This is a genomic window from Chryseobacterium sp. UYP7, assembly GCF_056279225.1.
In genome coordinates this window covers 143,737-167,607 of record NZ_JBWBQW010000003.1, presented here as the reverse complement: position 1 = coordinate 167,607, position 23,871 = coordinate 143,737, and the positions used below count along the sequence as shown (strand labels likewise).

Sequence of the window (23,871 nt, the reverse complement as noted above, 5' to 3'; positions counted from 1 at the left end):
TCATTATTAATTATGGAAAAACTCTTACCTAAAGCGAAGCAAACTGAATTTCACTGGCTAAAATTAGCGAAAAAACAACAGTTGACCAAAAACATCTTCGCTTTGGAATTTGAAATTCCCGATTTGCTGAAGCCTAATTATCAGTTTCAAGCCGGGCAATATGTCACGCTAAAATACCTTTCGAACGGCGAAGTTTATCAAAACGATTTCTCAATGACTTCCGCACCTTTTGAAGAAAAGATCACCTTAGGAATTAAGATCAGTTACGAGAATAGTTCTACCCGGGATTTATTTGCGGATTTTGAAATTGGGGACGAAGTTGAAGTTTCCGAGCCAAAAGGTAGATTTACAATCGTTTCTAAACCCCACGAATTTCGTACTATCATTGGTTTTGCGGGCGGAATTGGAATTACTCCTTTGATCAGTCATTTTAAAAATTTACTTCACACAGAACCTCGTACGCGACTTTTTCTTTTTTATGGAAACCGAAAATCAGAAGAAATTGCCTTCAGAAATGAACTCGATGCGCTGGCGAAGAAGTACAACGACAGGTTGCAGATTTTCTATTTTTTCTCGAAGGAAAAGCCGTCTGACAATTTATTTTATGGCAGGTTAGATGAAAAAAAAGTGAGGCTCATCATCAATCAAATACTGCATCTGGATGAGACCGACGAAGAAAGCACAATCTGGGATGCCGTAGATGAAGTGTTAATTTGCGGCAAAGGAGAAATGATAAAAGGAATTGCCAACGCGTGTTACAATAATGGAATTCAGAAAAAAAATATTCATTTCGAGCTTTTTGAGCAATATAATGAGGATATTTATCCCGTCGAAAAAGATTTTCCTTTGATCGAAAACATTGAAATTGATTTTAAACTTTTCAATAACAATTATACAACAACGCTAAAAGACAATAAGATAAAACTGTTGCAACAGCTCTTAATTGAAGGATTTCCGGTACCTTACTCCTGTAAATCCGGAATTTGTGGCAGTTGCGAATGTATTTTAGAAGAAGGAGAAGTAGAGCTTTTAGAGAACGAATATTTAACGGAGAGCGAAGAAAATAAGGGGAAAATTTTAGCCTGCATGTCGGTGGTTTTAAGTAAACGAATAAAAGTTAATTTTGATCTGATATGATATTTTGAAAAAAATTTTAGACATATTAAAATCATTTTTCACCTTGGTGGAGATAGGAGTTTTGCTAATGATATTAGCAAATATCTGGGTTTTTGCCTTGACCAACGGACGAACTTTTACCAAAATTTCTAAGATTCCGCCGCGGGAAACTGCTCTTGTTTTAGGAACATCTCCCAAAATGAAATCCGGAATTTCCAATCCGTATTTCACATCTCGTATGGATGCGACTGCTTTGCTTTACCATCACGGGAAAATTAAAAAAATTATTGTGAGTGGGGAAAAGAGCAAAGGTTATGATGAACCTTCGGCAATGAAAAACTATTTGGTTTATCAGGAAGGCGTTCCCGAAAATATTATTATCGAAGATCCGAAAGGTTTCAAAACGCAGTCCAGTATTAGTAATTGCAAGAATATTTATAAGCAGAATAATGTGATTATTGTGTCACAGGGATTTCATAATCTTCGAGCACTTTTTTATGCCCGAAATAACGATATGAATGCACTGGGTTTCGATGCACAGGACGTTTTAAGCAATCAAAGTTACTACAGAAATCAATCCCGGGAATTTTTAGCAAGAGTTTATGCGGTGATTTTTTATATTTTGGGAATCGAGAGCAAAGCTTCTGTATAAGGAAAATTCATAAAATTCATTCCTGATAATCTCCCCAAAATTCGCACAAAATCCTATATTTGTAAAAATAAAATTATATGCTCGTCATCGGAATTGCAGGCGGAACAGGTTCAGGAAAAACCACCGTTGTTAACAAAATCCTTCAACAACTTAATGCAGAGGGAGTTAACGTGCTTTCGCAGGATAATTATTATCATGATAATCAAAATCTTACGCTTTCCGAAAGAGAAGTTTTGAACTACGACCATCCAAAATCCATTGATTTTGATCTGCTTATCAAACATGTAAAAGACCTTAAAAATGGAGTGCCGATCGAGCAGCCAATTTATTCTTTTGTAACGCATTCGCGAACAGGTGATCATGTTTTAATTGATCCGAAAAATGTATTGATCGTTGAGGGAATTCTAGTTTTAACCAACAAAGAACTTTTGAAAGAATATGACCTTAAAGTGTTTGTTCATGCTGATTCCGACGAAAGATTGATCCGCAGGATTCGCCGTGATACGCAGGAAAGAGGCCGTGATTTGCAGGAAGTTTTGCACCGCTACCAAACAACTTTAAAACCTATGCATCAGGAATTTATAGAACCGTCGAAAAATGAAGCGGATCTGATCGTTCCGAATATGAAGCAAAATACGGTTGCCATTGATTTTCTTTCTACCGTAATTAACAATACTTTGAAGAAAACTCATTAAATTTATAATGAAAATGTAACGATCTTTTTAGACGAAAATTCTACTACAATGAAAGAATTAATTAAAGAAATAAAACCGAAAACGCCAACTGTTAAGTTCCTTCAGAAATATGTTTTGACCAAATATTTCGTGACCATATTTCTGTTTTTAATATGGATGGTTTTCTTCGATAATACTTCATTTTTGGTCGTGAATGAATTAAATGGAGAGATTAATAAGTACGAAGAACAGCTGGCTTACTATAAAGAAGAGTACAAGAAAAACGATGATTTCTACAAAAAATTAATGAATAATAAATCCGAGAAGGAAAAATTTGCACGCGAAAATTATTTCATGAAAAAACCCAACGAAGAAATTTTCATCCTGGTTGTAGATTCTACAAATTTAAAATCCGCCAAGAAATAATTTCAGCTGCTAAAAACTAAAATATGTTCACAAAAACAACGCTTAAAGATTGGGAAGCTTTAGTTCAAAAACAACTAAAGACAGAAGATATTTACGCTATTTTATCAAAGGAAAATCTAGAAGGTATAGAGGTAAAAACCTATTATGATTCCGTTACTAAACCTTTGCATAATCTGCCAAAAATTGAGGAATCAACGCATCTTGTTTCGCCGTACCACGAAAGTTCCGAAGAAAATATTTTTGCTTTTCTGTTGAATCAAAATGTTGAAGATCTGGTGGAGAAAGTGATATTTGTGAATGACAAAGATTTCGCAGAACACATTACTTTAGATGAATCAAACCGGTATTTTTCCCTGATCGACGTTTTCTCGGAGGACATCAGAGGGAAACTGAACGAACAGTTAGTGAAGGAATTAGTAGCCAAAGATTTTGAACGAAATATTTGTGTTGATATTTCTCTCCATCAAAACGCAGGCGCATCGATTATTCAACAGCTGGCGATCGCACTCGCAAAAACAAAAGAACTAACGGAGGTTTTCGGTTCCGAAATTTTAAATAAAATAATTTTTAAAGTAGCGATCGGTGGTAATTATTTTTTTGAGATCGCCAAAATTCGTGCTTTAAAACTCCTGATCAATCAATTTTCGAAAGAATTTGGGTTGGATGATGTGCCCTATATTTTTGCAGAAACTTCGCTCAGAAATAAATCAATTAACGATGCTGAAAATAATCTGATCCGTTCTACACTCGAACTTTCTGCCGGAATGATCGGTGGAGCAGATGCGGTATTCAGCAATGATTATAAAATCGAAAATTCTACTTCGCTTTCTGAGGAAATATCTTTCAAACAGCAAATTGTTTTGGCTTACGAAAGTATAATTAATGTTTTTGATGATGCCGGAAATGGAAGTTATTATATTGAAAATCTTACGCAGCAGTTCGCTGAGAAATCCTGGAATCTATTTTTAGAATTCGAGGAAGAAGGCGGTTATTGCGAACTTTTGAAAACAGGCAACCTTCAAAACAGAATTTACGAACAAGCCTTGAAGGAACAGATCTGGGTAGAAGAAGGTAAGACAAAAATCATAGGCGTGAATCTTTATCCCAAATTAGAAAAGAAGAAATCGGCTGAAGAAATGTACACTCAGAATGAAATTAAAGCAGTTCGGCTGGCTGAAATGTTTGAATGACCTTTGCCACGAATTCCCGAATTGTATAATTACATATTTTCCCAAGTAGTAATTTAAGTTTGATGCTCATTATATTCGTGTATTCGTGCCATAATTATAACAGTAGAGGATGATCAATAAAATCTTGGAAGCAGAAACCCAAAAATTCATCAATGCAAATCTTACAACAGATTTGCATTCTTTGTTATTGAAAAAATCGCCTTTTCCCGGAGTTACGATGCAGGAAATCGTGCAACAGATCAAAGGAAAAAAAGTGGCTCAAAAAAAGTTTCCATTTCTGTTGAAAGAAAATATAATTTTTCCGCCAAATCTTAATCTGGAGCAGGCTTCATCGCAATCTACGGCGGAATTTAAAGCAAAGGATTTAAGTGGCTCAAAATTTCTGGATCTTACCTGCGGATTTGGTATTGATGCCTATTTTCTTTCTCAAAACTTTAGAAATGTTACTCTGATTGAGCAGAACACCGAACTTTTAGAGATCATACAAAACAACTGGAAAATTCTGGGAAAGGAAGCCAATTTCATCAATGAAAAACTAGAAAATTTCCTCGCAGATAACATAGAAAAATTTGATGTTGTTTATTTGGATCCGGCACGCAGAGACGATTTTAAGAACAAAAAATTCCTCCTCGAAGATCTTACACCAAATCTTCTGGAAATTCAGGATCAGCTTACGAGGATTTCAAGTCAGATCATCATCAAACTTTCGCCGCTTATTGATATTTCCTACTTGATTTCCGTCTTGAAAAATATTTCAAAAATCGAGATCATCGCTGTTAGGAATGAAGTAAAAGAATTGTTGGTTTTCCTAGATCTGGAAAGTCAAACTACTGATGTTCAAATTTCCTGCATCAATTTGGAAAGTGAGGATTGCGATTTTATGTTTAGTTTCAGAGAAGAAAAAAAATCTGTTTCGACCTTGTCTGAACCGCAGCAATTTCTTTATATTCCCAATAATGCAGTTTTAAAATCCGGCGCTTTTAATTTGATCTCTCAAAAATTTAAAGTGGCTAAACTTCATCCGAACACGCATTTGTATACTTCTGAGGATCTTTTAGAGAGTTTTCCGGGAAGAAGATTAAAAGTTGAAATGATTGATTCTAAAAATATTATGAAAGGGGAGAAATACAATATTATCTCGAAAAATTATCCTTTAACACCAGACGATATCAAGAAAAAATATAAAATTTTAGATGGGGGAAGTTCCTATTTAATTTTCACTCAAACCCAGAAAGGAAAGATTATTTTAAAATCTCAATAATTTCCTTGTAGAAAGTGCCAATATTTCTTACTTTTGGGGCAGTGAAAATTTAAAGATTCATAATAATCATAAAGTAGATATGAAAAAAGTAATTTTAGGTGTTGCCATCGCAGGTTTAGCAATGAGTTGTCAAAAAATTCAGGCAGGTGGAAATAAAGGAGTTCTGAAAGCCGAAGTAAACGCGGGAAGATACAGCGATGATGTAATGACCGATAAAGCGATGCCGGTAAAAGCAACTGCTGCACAAACCGTAACCGGAATGACTCCTATGGATAGCACAAAAGCTACCGGAATGCAGGCTGCTCCTGTTAAAATAGACAGCGCGAAAGCAGTTATGCCAGCATCTGGACCTGTTACGACAGAGAGTAAATAAAAATTTGCCCTATATAAATTATGAAATGTCCTGCTTCGGCGGGACTTTTTTTTTGTCGTAAACTGAAATTTAAATTAAATTTGAAACGAGTAATATATTCCTGAAAGTTTAAGAATTACTAAATAAAAAAAATTGGTATGAATCAAAAATATTTTTTAACGCTGCTTTTTTTGTTCCAGTTTACATTTATATTTTCTCAGGACCGTTTGTATATCCATCAAAATAATAAAGAAAAAGGGTTAGTTGATTCCGAAGGTCTTTTAAAAACCGAAACTAATTTTGATTCGATCGTTGATCTGTATGAAGATGACTGGACCAAAACCAAAGCGTTTCTCCTAAAGAAAAATGAAAAATTTGGTTTGATGGATTATCACGGTAAATGGATTTTTCCTTTGAAGTATGACGATATTTTTTGTAAAAATGATACCTGCAGAATTACCGAAAATAGAAAATTTGGTTATGCGACAGTGAGCGGGAAAGTAATTATTCCGAATTCTTATGATAATTTGGATTTCATCAGCGATAAAAAAATTAAAGCGTTAAAAGATGGAAAGTGGGGATTTATTAATCTCAGTAATGAGTGGATCATCAAGCCAAAATTTGCCGAAAACACAATCGATGTCCATAATTTTAGTGAAGGTTTGGCAAAGATCTGTCTTATCGAAAAAGAGAACAGTTGTGGCTACATCAATGAAAAAGGAGATATTGTAATTCCACAGATTTACGATGAATATTCTGGGGATTTTCATGACGGTTTAGCAAAAACAACCATTCATGGAAAATTAAATTATATTAATAAAGCTGGAAAAATAGCCTTTCAATCGAATTGGAATAATTCTTCCGACGGCGATTTTTCGAATGGCGTTGCAATAGTTTCTAAAAACTGCAGACAATTTGATGATTACGGCATTTGCGAAAATTATTTAATCAATACGCAGGGAAATAATATTCTGCCGAAAAACTGTGTCATCGTAAGAAGTTCTCCTGAAGAGGGTTATACGATTGTTAGAGATCAAAAAACCCAAAATATGGGGGTCATCGATAATAAGGGAAAAATCTTTGTTCCTATAGAATTTTCAAATATTGGTAATTTTGAAGGTCCATTTGACTGGATCACCGTTTCAAAATACAATACAGATCAGTATGAAATGAGTGGCTTTTACGACAGAAAAGGCAACAAAATAACAGAGTGCATCTACAGTATTTGTGGAACTTATTCTGATGAAACGAATCCAGAAAGTGAAACTTTTATTTGTATCGAGAGACAAAATGGGGAAGGTCGAGGCGCTTTGAATAGTAATGGAAAAGAAGTGATCCCACCAGATTACGAGAATGTAGACTTTGCAGATAGTATATTTGTAGTTTCAAAACTGGACCGCAAATTAGAAATTGGTGGAATTTATAATCCTTCTTGCGGCTACCTTAATCCAAACGGCAGCGTTTTAATTCCCTTACAATACAAGTCCTGTTCAAAATTCGATGTGGGAATAGCCACGGTTTTAGATACCGATGGTTGGAAAATCATCAACAAGAAAAATGAAACAATAAAATTTCTCTCTAAGGAATATGAAAGCGTTACTAAATTTTCCAACGGTTTATCGCATGTGGAAAAAGGGGGCAAAAATGGATTAATTAATGGAAATGGAGAACTGGTTGTTCCCTTAATTTACGATTATATTTATCATTACAATGATGTAATCCAGGTTAGAAATAAGGATAAATATGGTGTCATAGACGCGACTGGAAAAGTCATCATTCCTTTAGAATACGAAGATACTTCATTATCAACATGCAATGGAAAAGTCTTTGGCAAAAAGAACGGACAATATACCTGGTATAATTTAAAAGGAGAAAAGCTAAATAACAAAATACCTTCTGCACAATGTTTTAATGAAGATTTTTAATAGCAGAAATCTACTTTTTAATTAAAAAATTCGTGTGATGATATTATGGTTTATAAAAATATAAGCAGAGGAATTCTTGCGCTACCAAAACATTTTTTTTATTTTTACAAGATTACGAACTTATAAATTTTAAAATAATAAAATGAAAGAAACCTTAAATTACATTCAGGATAATAAACAGCGTTATGTCGATGAACTTTTCGAATTGTTGAAAATTGCGTCGATTTCTGCCGATCCAGCTTATAAAGATGAAGTTTTAAAATGTGCAGATGAAGTAGCGAAACATTTGAAAAATGCCGGTGCCGATGATGTTGAAGTTTGCAAGACCAAAGGATATCCCATCGTTTTTGGACAAAAAATTATAGATCCAAAATTACCGACCGTTTTGGTTTATGGTCATTACGATGTTCAACCGCCAGATCCATTAGAATTATGGACGAAACCACCTTTCGAACCGTATATCGAAAAAACAGAAATTCATCCTGAAGGAGCAGTCTTCGCAAGAGGTGCAGCCGACGATAAAGGTCAGTTTTTTATGCACATCAAAGCTTTTGAGGCCATGATGAAAACCAATAGTTTGCCTTGTAACGTTAAATTTATTTTAGAAGGGGAAGAAGAAGTCGGTTCAAAAAGTTTAGAAGCTTTTGTGAATGAGGAGAAAGAAAAACTTTCCTGTGACGCGATTTTAATTTCCGACACTCATATTTATTCTAATGAACAACCTACTGTTACTACAGGTTTGCGTGGTTTAAGTTATGTAGAAGTTTCTGTAGAGGGACCAAACAGAGATCTGCATTCCGGTTTATACGGTGGCGCAGTTCCAAATCCGATACACGTACTTTCCCGAATGATCGCGAATTTGATTGATGAAAACGGACATATCACTATTGATGGTTTTTACGATAATGTTGAAGAAGTTTCTGATGCAGAAAGAGTAGAAATGAACAAACTGAAAGATGATCCTGAAAATTTCAAAAAATCAATTGGTTTAAATGGAGTAGAAGGTGAAAAAGGCTACACTACTTTAGAAAGAACATCCATCCGACCAACCTTAGACTGCAACGGGATTTGGGGTGGTTATATTGGTGAAGGCGCGAAAACGGTAATTCCATCGAAGGCTTTTGCGAAGATTTCTATGCGTTTGGTACCTTATCAAACTCCGGAAGAGATCACAGAGAAATTCACGAAGTACTTTGAAAAAATCGCACCAGATAATGTAAAAGTGAAGGTTACGCCACATCATGGTGGAATGCCGTACGTTTTACCGAGCGATACCAAAGAATTCAGAGCGGCTAAAAAAGCCATGGAAACAGCATTTGGGAAAGAAGTTTTACCGTATAGAAGTGGTGGAAGTATTCCAATTACCTCACTTTTCGAGAAGGTGTTAGGCGCAAAATCTGTTCTAATGGGATTTGGTCTTGATTCAGATGCGATTCACTCTCCAAACGAACATTACGGTCTCTATAATTTCTATAAAGGAATTGAAAGTATTCCACTTTTCTTTGAGAATTACTCTAAAGACTAGGGTAATATCAAAAAATATTACAGTAAAAATTGATTAACATGATGTTAATCAATTTTTTTTTGATACTTTCGTGCTCAATTAAAACAAAATCTTTCTTATGAAAAAATTCTATCTATTTAGTGCAGTTGTACTTTCAGCAACTTTTTTATCAGCTCAGGTTATTGAATCTGATAACTATAATTCTTACACATTAGGAGATGTAGGAACTAATTTTGCATTTGGAGCAGCAGGTCAGGGTGGCATGTATTTAAATGGAGGTTCAGCACCGGATTACCAAATTGTTACCGTAGATGTAACTCATGGTAAATCGCTGCAACTTACTTCTGGTGCTACTGCATTGCCTGCAGACAACAGACAGGTTGTTAAGTTAGGGTTCGGCCCAGCCTGGACAGCAAGAACTGCTGGAAACGACGTAGTAAAAGTTACCTATGATTTTTATACAGGAAGCTCAACTGGCAATGTATCAACTGGAATTAACATTACGAATGCTACAGGTGGACTGGTCGGTTTAAGATATAATTCAACAACCAAACTGTTTTCGGGTCAGGCGAATCTAACAAATAATACTACAAACGCAACAGGTTTCTTTAATATTACAGGTATTAGCGCAGTAACTTTTCCTGCAAATACTTGGGTGACTGTTGGGTGTACTTACGATAAAGTGAACGGAGCAATTACGTACACCATTAACGGGGTTACTAGTTCACTTTCTATCGCTGGTTACACGATTACAAAAAATTTAGATGGAACGCAGTTTAACATGCTTAGTCAAATTAACACAGGAAACGTTGCTTCGACAACGGCTTCTTATGACAACTATAGTGTAGAAGCAATAAATGCAGCAACATTGGGAACTGCAACAGTAGGACAAATTGCAAATTCTGTAATATCTTTATATCCAAACCCAACTACAGATTACTTAAACTTTAACGGTCAAGTAAAATCAATTCAGATTTTTGATGCGGTTGGAAGAAATGTATCTGTAGCGAAAGCAGTAAACAGCCAGGTAGATGTAAGAAATCTTGCAAAAGGAGTTTACCTAGTTAAGTTTGAAACTGAAAACGGTACACAGACAGAAAAATTCATTAAGAAATAATTAAACATATAATGTTTGTTAAAAAGCGCCTCTATTTGAGGCGTTTTTTTTATATTTAAGAATTAAAACAAAGATTATGTTCGAAAATAAAGTAGCTTATATTACAGGTGGAACAAAAGGGATTGGATTAGGAATTGCAAAAATTCTTGCTGAGCACGGAATCAGAGTTGCGGTGAGTGGCAGAAAACAGGAAGATGTTGATAAAGCAGTTGCTGAGATCTCTTCCGATTCTTCAAAAGTTTTGGGTGTAGTTTCCAATGTTAGGAATATCGCAGATGAGGAGAAGGCGGTTTCAGAAATAAAAAACCACTTCGGACAATTAGATTTTGTAATTGCAAACGCCGGTGTAGGAGTTTTCAAATCGGTTGATGAACTTACGGTAGAAGACTGGAATGATATGATCGAAACCAATCTTACCGGTCTTTTTCACACCATGAAAGCTTCCGTAGAGGAACTTAAAAAATCAGAAGGTTATTTTATTTCTATCTCAAGTTTGGCCGGAACGAACTTTTTCGAAAATGGCTCCGGATATAACGCTTCAAAATTTGGAGCTGTTGGTTTTACGCAAGCAGCGATGCTCGATCTAAGAAAATACAATATCAAGGTTTCAACTATAATGCCGGGTTCGGTAGCGAGTAATTTCAATAATCACGAACTTTCCGAAAAAGACGGATGGAAAATTCAACCTGAAGATATTGGCCAGTTAATCATAGATATTCTGAAAATGAATCCACGAACTTTACCAAGTAAAATTGAGATTAGACCTTTAAAACCAAAGGGTTAAATTATGTATTAAATATGAAAACTTCAAATATACTATGCATGCATAATATATTTTTATTTATCTTAGCAAACAGTAAAACAATAAATATTAGTTCATGAAAATATTAGTGTGTATCAGTAGTGTTCCAGATACTACTTCAAAAATTAATTTTACGGCAGACAAAACGGCTTTCGACAAGACCGGTATTCAGTGGGTAATTAATCCATTAGATGAATTTGCCTTAACAAAAGCAATTAAATTACAGGAATCTCAGGGAGCGACAGTTACTGTTGTAAATGTTGGAGAAGTCACCACAGAACCTGTGATCAGAAAAGCCTTAGCGATTGGAGCAAACGACGCTGTAAGAGTAAATACCGAGCCTAAAGACAGTTTTTCTGTCGCCAAAGAAATTGCAAATGTTGCACAAAACGGCGGTTACGATATGATCCTTTGCGGTAAAGAATCCATCGATTATAATGGTGGTTCTGTTCCCGGAATGGTTGCGCAATTACTTAATCAACCGTTCGTAAATGCCTGCGTTGGTTTAGATGTTAATGGTGCAGAAGCGACTGCTGTTCGGGAAATCGAAGGCGGAAAAGAAACTATTTCTGTAAAACTTCCGGCAGTGATCGCAGGACAGAAAGGAATGGTCGACGAAAAAGATCTAATTATCCCAAATATGAGAGGAATTATGTCTGCAAGATCAAAACCTCTTGTTGTACAGGAAGCAACTGCGACGGAAGTGAAAGTTGAAGGTGTTTCTTACGATTCGGTTCCACAAAGAGCTGCAGTAAAAATGGTTTCCGCAGATGATCTTGCCGAATTGGTAAGATTACTCCACGAAGAAGCAAAAGTAATTTAAGTTAATATTCAAATTTAAAATTCAAGAAAATGGCAATATTCGTATATGCAGAAAATATAAACGGAATTTACAAAAAAGCAGCCTTCGAAGCGGTTTCTTATGCAAAAGCAATTGCAGATCAAGCCAGCGATACTGTGACTGCGATTACGGTAAATCCTACAGATTCTTCAGATCTATTGTATAAATATGGGGCTACAAACGTCATCAATATTAAAGATGAAGGTTTAAAGAACTTTAGCGCAAAAGCTTATGCAGAAGCGGTAAATGAAGTGGCGACCGGAAATACCATCGTTTTTCCTCATACTACAGATGCTTCTTCTATCGCACCAATGTTGGCGATTATGAATGGTTTTTCCTTAATAACCAACGCTTTAGAAGCGCCGGAAAGTCTTTCTCCTTTTCAGGTGAAGAGAAGAGCTTTTTCCGGAAAAGGATTTATGCACGCAAAAGCCGATGCAGCCGGAGTGATCGTAACGGTTTCTCAAAACGCTTATGGCGTTAAGGAAAATGCAGTTTCAGGTTCCGAAGAAGTAAAAGAATTATCGATCGCTAATGAAGATACCAAAGTTCTTTCTCACGAGCAAAGCTCCGGGAAATTAGACTTAAAAGAAGCTGAAATAGTAGTTTCTGCAGGTCGTGGAATGAAAGGTCCGGAAAACTGGGGAATGGTGGAAGATTTAGCCAATCTTTTAGGAGCAGCAACAGCCTGTTCAAAGCCAGTTTCAGACATAGGATGGAGACCTCATTCCGAACATGTTGGACAAACCGGGAAAGCGATTTCACCAAATCTTTATGTTGCGATCGGAATTTCAGGAGCAATTCAGCATTTGGCTGGAGTTAACTCTTCTAAAACAATTGTGGTCATTAACAGTGATCCCGAAGCACCTTTCTTTAAATCTGCGGATTATGGAGTAGTAGGAGATGCTTTTAAAATTGTGCCGGAATTAACGGAGAAAATTAAAGCATTGAAAGGATAAAATCCTTTTAAATAATTATAAAACGCTGGAGAAATCCGGCGTTTTTTTTGTGAGAACTTCTTGATTTCACCCATGATCCTCAAAAAAAATATTTATCGAACTATTAAAAAAAAAGATTAATTTTACTAAGAACCTTGTGATCAATTAATAGTTTTCCCTATGGAGATGTTTATATGGAACATGGCAATTTCGTTCCAACTGCTTTTTATTATTATAAGTGGGGTCATTTTTATTTATCTCCGGGAAAAAAGTTTCAAATATTATGCGCTTTATAATATTTGCATGATCCTTTATTTATTGAGTCGCAGTGATGAAAACTACAATAATTTTCAACATTTAATTTCGAATTTTATTGGGATTACCAATGGAGAAATTTTTACGCAGATCCTCAATTTTTTTATTCAGGTCATCTTCTATATGTTTTACAGCATTTTTGCCCTATATTTTCTGGACTTAGACAAGAGAATCAGAAAGTATTTCGATCATCTTATCTTGATCCTTCGAACGTTAACCGCTCTTTTTTTCCTTCTAGCGGTCGTCTGTTTCTTCCTGAAAAATTCTGATCTGTATATCCTTTTTTACACCTTTCTATTTTTACCTGTGATGCTGGGCGTTTTTTTTATAAGCGCATTAAAGGCCTTAAAATATTCCGGAAAACACAAAGATTATTTTCTTTTTGGAGTCTGTGCTTACGTATTTTGCGCACTTGTCGCGTTTACAGGAACCTTTATTCCAGCCTTACATATGAGGAACCCAATTACTTATTTCTATATTGGAATTGTAATTGAAACGATCTTTTTCAGTCTTGGTCTGGCTTATAAAATTAAACTGATCAATGATGAAAAGAACAGAATTCGAAATCTGGTTACGAAACACAAACATCAGCAACAGATCAGCAAGTTAAAAGGTTTGCTGGAAGGCGAGGAAAGAGAAAGAAAACGGATCGCCGCAGAACTACATGATGGAATTGCGGGCGATTTATCTGCAATAAAATACAATATTGCCTATTTAAATAAGGAGGATCAAACATTGCGCAGTACAGGCATTGTGCAGGAAATATCCCAGATCATCGATAGATCCTGTATTCAGATCAGAGAAATTTCGCATAACCTTTCCCCATCATCCATAACCAATCACGGACTTTTACAAGCAGTGGAAAATTATTGCAAGAAAGTCGAAAAAATTTACAATATAAAAGTTGATTTTATTTCTTGCGGTGAAATGATTGATGTAGGAATTACAACAGAAACTCATATTTACAGGATTATTCAGGAACTGGTGAACAATGTTGTAAAACATTCAGAAGCTACTGCGGCGCGCGTTGAAATCAAAAGCGTTTATCCAATTATTACGCTTTTGGTAAATGATAATGGTAAAGGTTTTAAACTGAACGGTTTGTCGAAAGGAATTGGTTTGAGTAATATCGATACGCGGGTTACTTTTTTAGAGGCCGTTATGAACAGAGAAAGCAATCAGAATGGAACTGCTAATACGGTAACTATCAATGTTAATAAGATTCATAGAAATTAGCCGGAGGTTTCAATTCTAAAAAGATTTCAATAAAATTATTGAAATTAAATCCCGAATCTAAAAAATCAATTATATTTGTAGCTATGGATTATAAAAGACTAATTATACGCGGTATTTCTTACAGCCAAACACAGTCCGGAGCTTATGCACTCCTTTTGGAACACGAAGAAACGAACGTAAAATTACCCGTAGTGATAGGAAACTTCGAAGCGCAGTCGATTTCTTTAGGTTTAGAAAAAGACATTCATCCGCCGCGCCCTTTAACACACGATCTATTTTCCAAATTTGTTACTTCTGCAAATTACACCTTAACTTCTGTAATTATTTATCAGATCATCGACGGCGTATTTTTTTCAAATATTAATTTCAAAAATAACGCGAACAACGAGGAACTTATCTTAGATGCCCGAACGTCGGACGCTGTAGCAATGGCGGTTCGTTTTGAGGTACCCATTTATACCACGCAACAGGTTTTAAGTGAAGCCGGGATCCTACTGGAATTAGATGATCCGGCAGCACCGGAGGAAAACTTTTCTCCACTTACCTCCGAGGGTAATTTATCCGCCTTCCCTTTAGAAGATCTGCATAAATTATTAGAAGATGCGGTGAGAGATGAGGATTTTGATGCTGCTTTGGAGCTGCAACAGGAAATAAAAAGAAGAAATAAAAAAATTGACTAAAATTTTATAAATAAATGATGAATTTAAAATTAAGACTTACCATATTGTCTTTCCTGCAGTTTTTTGTTTGGGGAGCCTGGCTCATCACCATCGGCGTTTACTGGTTCGGTACAAAACAATGGGGCGGAGAAGAATTCGGGAAAGTTTTTGCTACCTTAGGAATCGCTTCGATAATTATGCCTGCATTAACAGGAATTATTGCCGATCGCTGGATGAATGCAGAGAAATTATTTGGAATTCTTCATATTTTGTATGGAATTACGTTGTTTTTTTTACCATCTGTCACCACGCCGGATAATTTTTTCTGGGTCATGCTTATCGCCATGATGTTCTACATGCCAACGATCTCCCTTTCCAATTCAATTGCGTACTACATTCTGAAAAATAATAATTACGATGTTGTTAAAGTCTTCCCACCCATTCGTGTTTGGGGAACAATTGGATTTATAGCTGCCATGTGGATCACCAATCTTACGGGCAATAAGGGTTCTGGAAATCAATTTTACATTGCCGCGGTGATCGCGATCGTTTTAGGAATTTACGCTTTTACTTTACCGAAATGTCCGCCTCAGAATTTAATTCCGGCGAATGCTTCATTATCTGAAAAATTAGGATTGAATGCTTTTTCCTTATTTAAGGATTATAAAATGGCACTTTTCTTCTTTTTCTCAATGTTTTTAGGGGCAGCTCTACAGTTGACGAATATGTATGGAGATATTTTCCTGTCTGATTTTGGAAAAATTCCCGAGTATGCTGAAAGTTTTGTTGTTAAACGCTCGACGATCATTATGTCGATCTCCCAGATTTCAGAAACGCTTTTCATTCTTGCAATTCCCTTCTTTTTGAAGAAATACGGAATTAAAAATGTAATGCTCATCTCTATGTTTGCCTGGGTTTTACGTTTTGGTTTATTTGCTTACGGCGTTCCTGTAGGTTTCGGTTTGGGTTTAATCGTACTTTCTTGTATCGTATACGGGATGGCTTTCGATTTCTTTAATATTTCGGGATCATTATTCGTAGAAACAACTACCGATTATAAGATCCGCTCATCAGCTCAGGGTTTATTTATGATGATGACGAATGGTTTTGGTGCAATAGCCGGAAGCTTAGTAAGTGGATTTCTTATTCAGAAATATTTTACAATGCCGAACGGTGATAAAATGTGGCATGAGATCTGGCTCGTTTTTGCGGGTTATGCTTTAGTAATTGCGGTAATGTTCGCAATAATGTTTAAACACAAACATGATCCGGAAGAAATTGCAGCAGCAAAGATTTAATCATCGCCTTTAAAATAAGACAAAACACACTTTTCCGAAAGTGTGTTTTTTTTTGTAATTTGGCGTACTTAAAAAAAATTTAAATTAAAGGTAATGAAAGAAGTATTCATCGTATCCGCAGTAAGAACTCCAATGGGAAGTTTCCTAGGAAGTTTAACGACTGTTCCGGCTACAAAATTAGGTTCTATCGCCATAAAAGGTGCTTTAGATAAAATTAATCTCGATCCAAAACTGGTTCAGGAAGTGTATATGGGTAATGTTTTACAGGCAGGTGAAGGTCAGGCTCCGGCTCGGCAGGCATCTATGGGTGCAGGTTTAACAAACGAAACGGCATGTACCACCGTAAATAAAGTTTGCGCTTCAGGGATGAAAGCGGTTACCATGGCGGCTCAAGCGATTAAAGCGGGCGACCAGGATATTATTGTAGCAGGTGGAATGGAAAATATGTCTTCAGTTCCGCATTACTACAATGCTAGAAATGCCACTAAACTTGGTGACGTAAAAATGAAAGACGGTTTGCTCCTAGATGGCTTAACCGATGTTTACGGTAATGTTCACATGGGAGTTTGTGCAGAACAGTGTGCAAGTGAATACGGTTTTTCCAGAGAAGATCAAGACCGTTTTGCTGTAGAATCTTACGAACGTTCCGCAAAAGCGTGGAGCGAAGGGAAATTTAAAGATGAAGTCGTTTCCGTAGAAATTCCACAGAGAAAAGGTGATCCTATTATTTTTTCTGAAGATGAAGAATTTAAAGCCGTTAAGTTTGATAAAATTCCAGGTTTGCCAACTGTTTTCCAAAAAGAGAATGGGACCGTTACCGCAGCAAATGCATCCACTTTAAATGATGGAGCTTCGGCTTTAATTTTAATGTCTAAAGAAAAAATGGAAGAGTTAGGATTGAAACCTTTAGCGAAAATCATTGCGTACGCAGATGCAGCACAATCGCCGGAGCGTTTCACCACTTCTCCTGCAAAAGCTTTACCAGTGGCTTTAAAGAAAGCCGGCTTAGAAATTTCGGATATCGACTTTTTCGAATTTAACGAAGCTTTTTCTGTAGTAGGTTTAGCGAACAATAAAATTTTAGGCTTAGATGCTGCCAAAGTGAACGTTAATGGTGGAGCAGTTTCTCTGGGTCATCCACTTGGGAGTTCAGGTTCCAGAATTATTGTTACTTTGATCAACGTTCTTAAACAAAACAACGGAAAGTACGGTGCAGCAGCGATCTGCAACGGCGGCGGTGGAGCGACTGCCATCGTTATTGAGAACCTTTAAACTTTATTATGCTCATAATGAAGCCATTAAGAATTATTAGTGATTTTTTTCATTAGTTCTTAATGGTTTTTTTATTTTTGTTCAATTAATTTTTTTTAAAAATGGCTGAAAACGCAAATTTGCCTCCTCGCAACATCAAGAATGATCCTACCATTATGAAAGCCTGGGCTTACTATGATTGGGCAAATTCCGTTTATTCTTTGGTTATTACTTCCACCATCTTTCCGATCTATTATTCTATTATCACCACGGCATACAAGAAAAAGGTTTTTATAGAAGGTTCCGGCGAATGGAAAGAAGTTCCTGTTCCGCACATGATCGACATTTTGGGCACGGGTTATGAACCAACGGCGATTTTCAGTTTTTCTTTGACCTTATCATTTTTGATCGTCGTAATTATTTCTCCAATTTTATCTTCTTTGGCAGATACGATCGGAAATAAAAAATCTTTTCTGCAATTTTTCTGTTATCTGGGAGCTACGTCCTGTATGGGTTTAGCCATGTTTACAAGCATGAACAATATTTTTCTGGGATTACTTTTCAGTGTAACGGCAAGTGTTGGATTTTGGGGGAGTTTGGTCTTTTATAATTCCTTCCTTCCAGATATTGCAACACCCGACAAACAAGATGCGCTGTCAGCAAGAGGTTACGTTTACGGATATATAGGTTCTGTAATTTTACTAATTCTTTGTTTACTTTTAATTCAGGTGGTTGCAAAAACACCGGAAGAAACTAAAATTTATACCAGGATCACCTTTTTAATTACCGGAGCGTGGTGGTTTGGATTTTCGCAATATACCTTCAAACATTTGCCTCAATTTGGCATGGTGCAGGATAAGTTGCCTAAAGATCTGGTACTCTTAAACTATAAAAACATCTTCGAAAAACACGAGGAGCACGGCGGAATATTCGAGGTGATTAAAGATAATTTAGCGTTTTATAAAGATATCGCCAAAGAAAGCTTCCGCGAATTATTTAAAGTGGGTCGGGAATTATTTAAAGACAGAAATCTAAAGTTTTTTCTATCCTCCTTTTTCTTTTACAGCATTGGAATGCAGACGATTTTTTTGATGGCGACCTTATTTGGAACTTCAGAAATTTTTACAAAAGAAGAAGATCAGTACAAATTGATCATTACCATTTTGGTTATTCAGATTGTCGCAATATTCGGAGCATTGGCATTTTCCCGATTATCAAAGTCGATAGGGAATAAAAATGTGATCAGTATTGCCGTCGCAATTTGGATCGTATGTTGTCTCTCTGCGTATTTTTTAAACAAAGAAAATCCAAATGTCGAAAAACAGTTTTATGTTTTAGCAGCTTTTATCGGTTTGGTAATGGGTGGTTTACAGGCAATGTCCCGTTCAACATATTCCAAATTATTACCGGAAGATTCCATGGATAATACCACTTACTTCAGTTTCTACGATGTTTTAGAGAAGCTGGCCATTATCTTAGGATCACTAATTTTTGGTGTTGTCATTCAGAAATTTCACAATATGCATTATGCATTTATAGGAATGTCTTTCTTTTTTGCTATTGGCCTGATTTTAATTAGATTCTTAGAACTAAAATCTCATAAATCATAAATAGATGCAAATTAATCATTCTAACAAGTAATTTACTGATAATCAGAAATGTTGTATATTTGCAGAGGAAAACAGATAAAAAATCAATGACCAATCCTTTATTTTACGCTAAAATACTTTTGTTCGGTGAATACGGCATTATCGAAGATTCACAGGGACTTACCTTGCCGTACAGTTTTTATAAAGGTGCTTTGAAATTTTCTGAGCTGGAAAATGATTTCGAGAAAGAATCTAATATTTCTCTTCAGCGCTATGCCGATTATTTGAAAGATTTAAAACTTCCCGAATCTTATCAAATTGATAATTCTAAATTACAAAAAGACATTCGCAAAGGGCTTTTCTTCGATTCTAATATTCCGCAAGGGTATGGTGTTGGCAGTTCAGGTGCTTTGGTTGCTGCTATTTTTGAAAGATATTCCATTAAAACTTTTCTTCCCGAGCATATATCAAAAGACGAATTGAAAGATTTAAAAAAGATCTTTGGTGAAATGGAAAGCTATTTCCACGGAAAAAGTTCGGGTATCGATCCTTTGATCTGCTACATGAATCTTCCGATTTTAATTGAAAACCGCGAAAATGTGAACAAAGTTTCTATTCCGGCAAGTGAAGAAGGCAAAGGTGCTATTTTCCTCATCGATTCTGGAATGACGGGCGAAACGGGACCAATGGTTCAGATCTTCTTTGAAAAAATGAAAACTGAAGGTTTCCGCAAAACAATGAAGGAAGAATTTATTCGCTACAACAATGCTTGTATTGAAGCTTTTTTGAAAAAAGAAATGACTCCACTCTTCCGTAATTTAAAAAGTCTTTCGGTTTGGGCATACGAACATTTCAAACCAATGATCCCTGAAAGTATCTACAAAGCCTGGAAAAATGGTCTGGATACCAATGCGTATTATCTAAAACTCTGCGGAAGCGGCGGTGGCGGTTATATCTTAGGATTCACCAAAGACTACGAAAAAGCAGAAAAAATGCTCGACGGATTTCACAAAGAAGTCATCTACAGATTTTAAAAAGTAAGTCGGAAAATTTGCAATCTATTTTACATTTATTCGACCTGTTTTTATGAATAATCCTATCTTTTACAGAATTTCGCAATTCGTAGGTTTCCTTTTAGGAGCAAGGGTTTTCGTTACTTTATTACTCACTTTTGCATTGTACGTTTCTACATTTTTTCTTTTTAACAGAGAAGAAAGTGTCCGGAATTTTGTCTTTGATTTTCGGGTTCACGGAATTATTTTCTGTACCGTTTTAAGTATTTTAGCGGGTGGAATCATCAATCAGTTCTATGATCGGGAAAAGGATCAACTGGTGAAACCTTTCCGTACGCGAATTCAGAAGTTTTTGAAACAGAAATATTTCCTTTACGCGTATATAACCTTAAACATTGTATCGCTCGGCATTGCCTTTCTTATTTCTCCGCGCGTTTTCTTTTTCTTTTTAACGTATCAGTTTTTAATGTGGTTTTACAGTCACAAATTGAGCAAAATTCTCCTTGTTAATAACTTAACTTTTGTCAGTTTAACGGTTTATCCCTTTTTCGGAATGTGGGTTTATTATAAAACCTTTTCTGCAAAAATATTTTTGATGGCTATTTTTCTTTTCGTCATTTTGCTGATGATCGATATTGTGAAGGATCTTTTAACCAAAAATGCCGATAAAATATTTGGTTATGTAACGATTGCTAACTTCTGGGGCAACTCCTTCTCAAAAATAATACTGAGTTTTCTGACGATCGTTCTAATGCTGATTTCCATGTTAATTGTAAGAGAAGAAGGGATTCACAATATTATGAATTTATACTTTGCTTCAGGCTTATTCGTTCTTGTTGCTACACTCTATTTAATTTTAGGCAATCAAAAAAAGCATAACTTTTTCGCCCTGAATATTCTTCGGGTTTGGGTTTTCTGTGGTATTCTTGCGATGTTACTCGATGGGATTATCATTAGATTCTAAATTACTTGATCAACTTTGGTTCTCCAGTTCAATTTCAAAATTTAATACATAAAAGAATTACTTCTATTTCCAAGCGTATTGATACTTCCAAAAATATCTTATCTTTGCAGATAAATTTTTCAGAACATGAGCAGAGATAAAAATAGTAAGAGTAAACCGCAGCGAATAAGCAAAATTTCCAATTCTGGAAGTTCTTCCAAACCTCGTACCCAAAAATCTGCAAAACCACGAACTGAAAGATCAGAAGAAAGTAAAGCGCCCAAAGAACCGAAAGCGCCCAGAGAACCTCGCTTAATGTCTCAGGCCGAAGCGAAAAGCTACGACAAATCATACGAAAGACATTCTAAACCAACTGGTAAAAGAACAGGAAAATCTTTTGGTGGTGGACCAAAATTCGAAAAAGGAGAGGGCAAAACCCGCACCACAAAATTGTTCAAAAATTACGAGAGACCACAGGATGAGGGCGAGAAAACCCGTTCTTTTGTACAGAAAAGAAGATTTGACAAACTAGCGAAAGAAGTTCCAAAAGAAACGATCCGTTTAAATAAATATATCGCCAATTCCGGAATTTGTTCCCGAAGAGAAGCCGACCAATTGATCAACCAGGGTTTAGTGGTTGTAAATGGAGCAGTGGTAACTGAAATGGGATATCAGGTTCAAAAAACCGACAAAGTAATTTTCGACGGACAGGGAATTACTCCAGAAAAACCGGTCTATGTTCTTTTAAATAAACCTAAAGGATATATCTCTACGACCAAAGATGAAAAAGCACGCAAAACAGTTATGGATCTGGTTGCAAATGCATCTCCATACCGGGTTTTTCCCGTTGGTAGATTAGACCGTTCTACAACTGGTGTTATTTTATTAACGAATGATGGTCACATGACCAAAAAACTAACGCATCCGTCTTTCAACATGAAAAAAATATATCATGTCACGTTGGATCGAAAGTTAGACAGGGCTGATTTAAATGCAATTGCAGAAGGGATTCGCTTAGAAGAAGGTGTTGCCGAAGTCGACAGTATTTCTTACATCGAAGGCAAACCGAAAAATGAAGTAGGCATCGAGATCCATATTGGTTGGAACAGAGTAGTTCGTAGAATTTTCAATAGATTAGGTTATGAAGTTGAATTGCTAGATCGTGTAATGTTTGCAGGATTAACAAAGAAAAATATCAAACGTGGACATTGGCGAATCTTGTCTGAATTGGAAGTTAATAATTTGAAAATGATGTAAATCATCAATTTATTTTCATAAATATACAAACCTCTGAGATTTACTCGGAGGTTTTTTTATGGAATGATGTAACAAATAATTATTTTCGTTACTTACTTCCCAGAACTCCGAATATGTCGTTAGAAAAAGAATTTTTAGAAAAAATTGAAAAACACAAAGGCGTGATTTTCAAAATTTCTAAGATGTATATGGATAATTATGAGGATCAAAAAGATCTCTTTCAGGAAATTACTTTTCAGGTTTGGAAAGCCTATCCGTCTTTTGAAGGGAAAAGTCAGTTTTCAACCTGGTTGTACCGAGTGGCCTTGAATACTGCCATTATATTTTTAAAATCTGAAAAGAGACGCAGTTTCATTAAAAATGATGAAATAGAAAATTTAATGATGGCTGTTGATCATCATGATGATGTTGAGGAGCAAAAATTTTCGAAAATGTACAGCGCAATTCAGCAACTTAACAAAATTGATAAAGCACTTATTTTCTACTATTTAGAAGATTATTCAGGGAGAGAAATTGCCGCAAATATGGGAATTACAGAAGTGAATGCAAGAGTAAAGCTGGGTCGTGCAAAAGATAAATTGAAACAACTTATTCAAAATTAAAATCATAAAGTCATGGAAATTGATCAGATAAAAGAACTCTGGAACAAAGAAAGCAATAGTCAAACGCCGGAAATTTCTTTAGAAAAGCAGAAAGAAATCCATTTGCCTTTAGAAAGAATTCGGAAAAACATGCGCATGGAATTTTATTTTACTGTCGTACTTTTTGTAATCATCTTACTTTTCTTCATTTTGAAAGATATGTACCTTTTTAAATTCAAAGTGTACGTCGTTACCCTCGTTTCTGCTCAAATGTTGATTACAGCTTTTTACTTTTTTAAGTTTTTTAATCTCTACAAAAATATCACTTCAGTCGCGTTGAATACTACAGAAAGTTTGAGAGATCTACGATATGAATTTAAACTTAACGAGCAATATTACCTGTCGTTTTATATTTCTTTTGTCCCGTTCGTAGTTTGCGAAATGCTTCTCATATTCGAATTTGTCCCAACGTTTAAAGAAATAGCTGGAATGCATTTTATCTTTTGGTTTTTAGGAAGTTGTTTGGTAATGTTGTTTCTTCTTTATTTTGTTGGAAAATGGTGGTTCCAGAAATATTATGGCAAATATATTCAGCAGATCAACCGCGTTGTAGCCGACTTAAAATAATTCCCTCTGATATTAATTGTAATTTCAATATAGAACAGAGCTTCCCGAAAATTTCGGGAAGCTTTCTTTTTAAATGGTTTACGCTTAATTTTTATTTTAAGTTCGAAATATTCAGTTCATCCATCGCTGTTTTTAATTCTTCTTACGTAATTCCATCACCTCTCAAAGTCAAATAAATCGATTTTTTGCAAACATTTGAATTTCATAATTAATAGAGAATTAGATAAAGGTTTTAATGCACAAGTGAATTCATATTTAAAGCAAAAAAAACTTCCCGGATCCGGGAAGTTTCATGAATATTTTA

At 35.6% G+C, this 23,871-nt stretch carries 23 protein-coding genes; all 23 read left to right on the top strand.

Annotation, left to right across the window (positions count from 1 at the left end):
• The first annotated feature begins 12 nt into the window (after nt 1-12).
• The gene (locus ACZ9HT_RS08375; protein ID WP_476040021.1) at nt 13-1,137 is read left to right on the top strand and encodes a 2Fe-2S iron-sulfur cluster-binding protein; all 1,125 of its coding nucleotides are present in this window, start codon (nt 13-15) and stop codon (nt 1,135-1,137) included.
• A 67-nt stretch (nt 1,138-1,204) separates the two neighbouring features.
• Nucleotides 1,205-1,768: a SanA/YdcF family protein gene (locus ACZ9HT_RS08370; protein WP_476040020.1), complete on the top strand. Its 564-nt coding sequence runs from the start codon at nt 1,205-1,207 to the stop codon at nt 1,766-1,768.
• A gap of 77 nt (nt 1,769-1,845) precedes the next feature.
• Nucleotides 1,846-2,463 (top strand): uridine kinase, encoded by a 618-nt coding sequence (udk, locus tag ACZ9HT_RS08365; RefSeq protein ID WP_476040019.1) that lies wholly within the window; start codon nt 1,846-1,848, stop codon nt 2,461-2,463.
• Nucleotides 2,464-2,511: 48 nt separating this feature from the next.
• Complete coding sequence (locus ACZ9HT_RS08360) at nt 2,512-2,868, top strand: FtsB family cell division protein (RefSeq protein WP_476040018.1); 357 nt, start codon at nt 2,512-2,514, stop codon at nt 2,866-2,868.
• 23 nt (nt 2,869-2,891) lie between these two features.
• Nucleotides 2,892-4,058 (top strand): methylmalonyl-CoA mutase family protein, encoded by a 1,167-nt coding sequence (locus tag ACZ9HT_RS08355; RefSeq protein ID WP_476040017.1) that lies wholly within the window; start codon nt 2,892-2,894, stop codon nt 4,056-4,058.
• 109 nt (nt 4,059-4,167) lie between these two features.
• Nucleotides 4,168-5,319, top strand: coding sequence for a THUMP-like domain-containing protein (locus ACZ9HT_RS08350; RefSeq protein WP_476040016.1), 1,152 nt, complete (start codon nt 4,168-4,170; stop codon nt 5,317-5,319).
• Between the two features lie 79 nt (nt 5,320-5,398).
• Complete coding sequence (locus ACZ9HT_RS08345) at nt 5,399-5,692, top strand: hypothetical protein (protein WP_476040015.1); 294 nt, start codon at nt 5,399-5,401, stop codon at nt 5,690-5,692.
• 137 nt (nt 5,693-5,829) lie between these two features.
• Nucleotides 5,830-7,596, top strand: a complete 1,767-nt coding sequence (locus ACZ9HT_RS08340; RefSeq protein ID WP_476040014.1) for a WG repeat-containing protein — start codon at nt 5,830-5,832, stop codon at nt 7,594-7,596.
• A gap of 142 nt (nt 7,597-7,738) precedes the next feature.
• The gene (locus ACZ9HT_RS08335) at nt 7,739-9,121 is read left to right on the top strand and encodes a dipeptidase (RefSeq protein WP_476040013.1); all 1,383 of its coding nucleotides are present in this window, start codon (nt 7,739-7,741) and stop codon (nt 9,119-9,121) included.
• Nucleotides 9,122-9,218: 97 nt separating this feature from the next.
• Nucleotides 9,219-10,217, top strand: coding sequence for a T9SS type A sorting domain-containing protein (locus ACZ9HT_RS08330; RefSeq protein WP_476040012.1), 999 nt, complete (start codon nt 9,219-9,221; stop codon nt 10,215-10,217).
• Nucleotides 10,218-10,293: 76 nt separating this feature from the next.
• Complete coding sequence (locus tag ACZ9HT_RS08325) at nt 10,294-11,001, top strand: SDR family oxidoreductase (protein ID WP_476040011.1); 708 nt, start codon at nt 10,294-10,296, stop codon at nt 10,999-11,001.
• Between the two features lie 94 nt (nt 11,002-11,095).
• Nucleotides 11,096-11,842, top strand: a complete 747-nt coding sequence (locus ACZ9HT_RS08320) for an electron transfer flavoprotein subunit beta/FixA family protein (RefSeq protein ID WP_476040010.1) — start codon at nt 11,096-11,098, stop codon at nt 11,840-11,842.
• Nucleotides 11,843-11,871: 29 nt separating this feature from the next.
• A complete protein-coding gene (locus tag ACZ9HT_RS08315; RefSeq protein WP_476040009.1) occupies nt 11,872-12,819 on the top strand; it encodes an electron transfer flavoprotein subunit alpha/FixB family protein in 948 nt (315 codons plus the stop codon).
• A gap of 159 nt (nt 12,820-12,978) precedes the next feature.
• On the top strand, nt 12,979-14,349 hold the full coding sequence (locus ACZ9HT_RS08310) for a sensor histidine kinase (protein ID WP_476040008.1): 1,371 nt from the start codon (nt 12,979-12,981) through the stop codon (nt 14,347-14,349).
• An 83-nt stretch (nt 14,350-14,432) separates the two neighbouring features.
• Complete coding sequence (locus ACZ9HT_RS08305; RefSeq protein WP_476040007.1) at nt 14,433-15,029, top strand: bifunctional nuclease family protein; 597 nt, start codon at nt 14,433-14,435, stop codon at nt 15,027-15,029.
• Nucleotides 15,030-15,046: 17 nt separating this feature from the next.
• Nucleotides 15,047-16,306, top strand: coding sequence for a nucleoside permease (locus ACZ9HT_RS08300; RefSeq protein ID WP_476040223.1), 1,260 nt, complete (start codon nt 15,047-15,049; stop codon nt 16,304-16,306).
• A 93-nt stretch (nt 16,307-16,399) separates the two neighbouring features.
• Complete coding sequence (locus ACZ9HT_RS08295) at nt 16,400-17,578, top strand: acetyl-CoA C-acyltransferase (protein ID WP_476040006.1); 1,179 nt, start codon at nt 16,400-16,402, stop codon at nt 17,576-17,578.
• A gap of 101 nt (nt 17,579-17,679) precedes the next feature.
• Nucleotides 17,680-19,167 carry an MFS transporter gene (locus ACZ9HT_RS08290; protein ID WP_476040005.1) on the top strand — a complete coding sequence of 496 codons (1,488 nt, stop codon included), beginning with the start codon at nt 17,680-17,682 and terminating at the stop codon, nt 19,165-19,167.
• Between the two features lie 86 nt (nt 19,168-19,253).
• Nucleotides 19,254-20,180: a mevalonate kinase family protein gene (locus ACZ9HT_RS08285; protein WP_476040004.1), complete on the top strand. Its 927-nt coding sequence runs from the start codon at nt 19,254-19,256 to the stop codon at nt 20,178-20,180.
• Nucleotides 20,181-20,232: 52 nt separating this feature from the next.
• Nucleotides 20,233-21,123, top strand: a complete 891-nt coding sequence (locus ACZ9HT_RS08280; RefSeq protein ID WP_476040003.1) for a UbiA family prenyltransferase — start codon at nt 20,233-20,235, stop codon at nt 21,121-21,123.
• 126 nt (nt 21,124-21,249) lie between these two features.
• Complete coding sequence (locus tag ACZ9HT_RS08275; protein ID WP_476040002.1) at nt 21,250-22,359, top strand: pseudouridine synthase; 1,110 nt, start codon at nt 21,250-21,252, stop codon at nt 22,357-22,359.
• 113 nt (nt 22,360-22,472) lie between these two features.
• Nucleotides 22,473-22,961 (top strand): RNA polymerase sigma factor, encoded by a 489-nt coding sequence (locus ACZ9HT_RS08270; protein ID WP_476040001.1) that lies wholly within the window; start codon nt 22,473-22,475, stop codon nt 22,959-22,961.
• Between the two features lie 12 nt (nt 22,962-22,973).
• Nucleotides 22,974-23,567: a hypothetical protein gene (locus ACZ9HT_RS08265; RefSeq protein WP_476040000.1), complete on the top strand. Its 594-nt coding sequence runs from the start codon at nt 22,974-22,976 to the stop codon at nt 23,565-23,567.
• The last annotated feature ends 304 nt before the right edge of the window (nt 23,568-23,871 follow it).

Bases quoted from the DNA above. Each gene is read 5' to 3' on its own strand.
- ACZ9HT_RS08375 (WP_476040021.1), top strand. From the start codon at position 13: ATGGAAAAACTCTTACCTAAAGCGAAGCAAACTGAATTTCACTGGCTA.
- ACZ9HT_RS08370 (WP_476040020.1), top strand. From the start codon at position 1,205: ATGATATTAGCAAATATCTGGGTTTTTGCCTTGACCAACGGACGAACT.
- udk (WP_476040019.1), top strand. From the start codon at position 1,846: ATGCTCGTCATCGGAATTGCAGGCGGAACAGGTTCAGGAAAAACCACC.
- ACZ9HT_RS08360 (WP_476040018.1), top strand. From the start codon at position 2,512: ATGAAAGAATTAATTAAAGAAATAAAACCGAAAACGCCAACTGTTAAG.
- ACZ9HT_RS08355 (WP_476040017.1), top strand. From the start codon at position 2,892: ATGTTCACAAAAACAACGCTTAAAGATTGGGAAGCTTTAGTTCAAAAA.
- ACZ9HT_RS08350 (WP_476040016.1), top strand. From the start codon at position 4,168: ATGATCAATAAAATCTTGGAAGCAGAAACCCAAAAATTCATCAATGCA.
- ACZ9HT_RS08345 (WP_476040015.1), top strand. From the start codon at position 5,399: ATGAAAAAAGTAATTTTAGGTGTTGCCATCGCAGGTTTAGCAATGAGT.
- ACZ9HT_RS08340 (WP_476040014.1), top strand. From the start codon at position 5,830: ATGAATCAAAAATATTTTTTAACGCTGCTTTTTTTGTTCCAGTTTACA.
- ACZ9HT_RS08335 (WP_476040013.1), top strand. From the start codon at position 7,739: ATGAAAGAAACCTTAAATTACATTCAGGATAATAAACAGCGTTATGTC.
- ACZ9HT_RS08330 (WP_476040012.1), top strand. From the start codon at position 9,219: ATGAAAAAATTCTATCTATTTAGTGCAGTTGTACTTTCAGCAACTTTT.
- ACZ9HT_RS08325 (WP_476040011.1), top strand. From the start codon at position 10,294: ATGTTCGAAAATAAAGTAGCTTATATTACAGGTGGAACAAAAGGGATT.
- ACZ9HT_RS08320 (WP_476040010.1), top strand. From the start codon at position 11,096: ATGAAAATATTAGTGTGTATCAGTAGTGTTCCAGATACTACTTCAAAA.
- ACZ9HT_RS08315 (WP_476040009.1), top strand. From the start codon at position 11,872: ATGGCAATATTCGTATATGCAGAAAATATAAACGGAATTTACAAAAAA.
- ACZ9HT_RS08310 (WP_476040008.1), top strand. From the start codon at position 12,979: ATGGAGATGTTTATATGGAACATGGCAATTTCGTTCCAACTGCTTTTT.
- ACZ9HT_RS08305 (WP_476040007.1), top strand. From the start codon at position 14,433: ATGGATTATAAAAGACTAATTATACGCGGTATTTCTTACAGCCAAACA.
- ACZ9HT_RS08300 (WP_476040223.1), top strand. From the start codon at position 15,047: ATGAATTTAAAATTAAGACTTACCATATTGTCTTTCCTGCAGTTTTTT.
- ACZ9HT_RS08295 (WP_476040006.1), top strand. From the start codon at position 16,400: ATGAAAGAAGTATTCATCGTATCCGCAGTAAGAACTCCAATGGGAAGT.
- ACZ9HT_RS08290 (WP_476040005.1), top strand. From the start codon at position 17,680: ATGGCTGAAAACGCAAATTTGCCTCCTCGCAACATCAAGAATGATCCT.
- ACZ9HT_RS08285 (WP_476040004.1), top strand. From the start codon at position 19,254: ATGACCAATCCTTTATTTTACGCTAAAATACTTTTGTTCGGTGAATAC.
- ACZ9HT_RS08280 (WP_476040003.1), top strand. From the start codon at position 20,233: ATGAATAATCCTATCTTTTACAGAATTTCGCAATTCGTAGGTTTCCTT.
- ACZ9HT_RS08275 (WP_476040002.1), top strand. From the start codon at position 21,250: ATGAGCAGAGATAAAAATAGTAAGAGTAAACCGCAGCGAATAAGCAAA.
- ACZ9HT_RS08270 (WP_476040001.1), top strand. From the start codon at position 22,473: ATGTCGTTAGAAAAAGAATTTTTAGAAAAAATTGAAAAACACAAAGGC.
- ACZ9HT_RS08265 (WP_476040000.1), top strand. From the start codon at position 22,974: ATGGAAATTGATCAGATAAAAGAACTCTGGAACAAAGAAAGCAATAGT.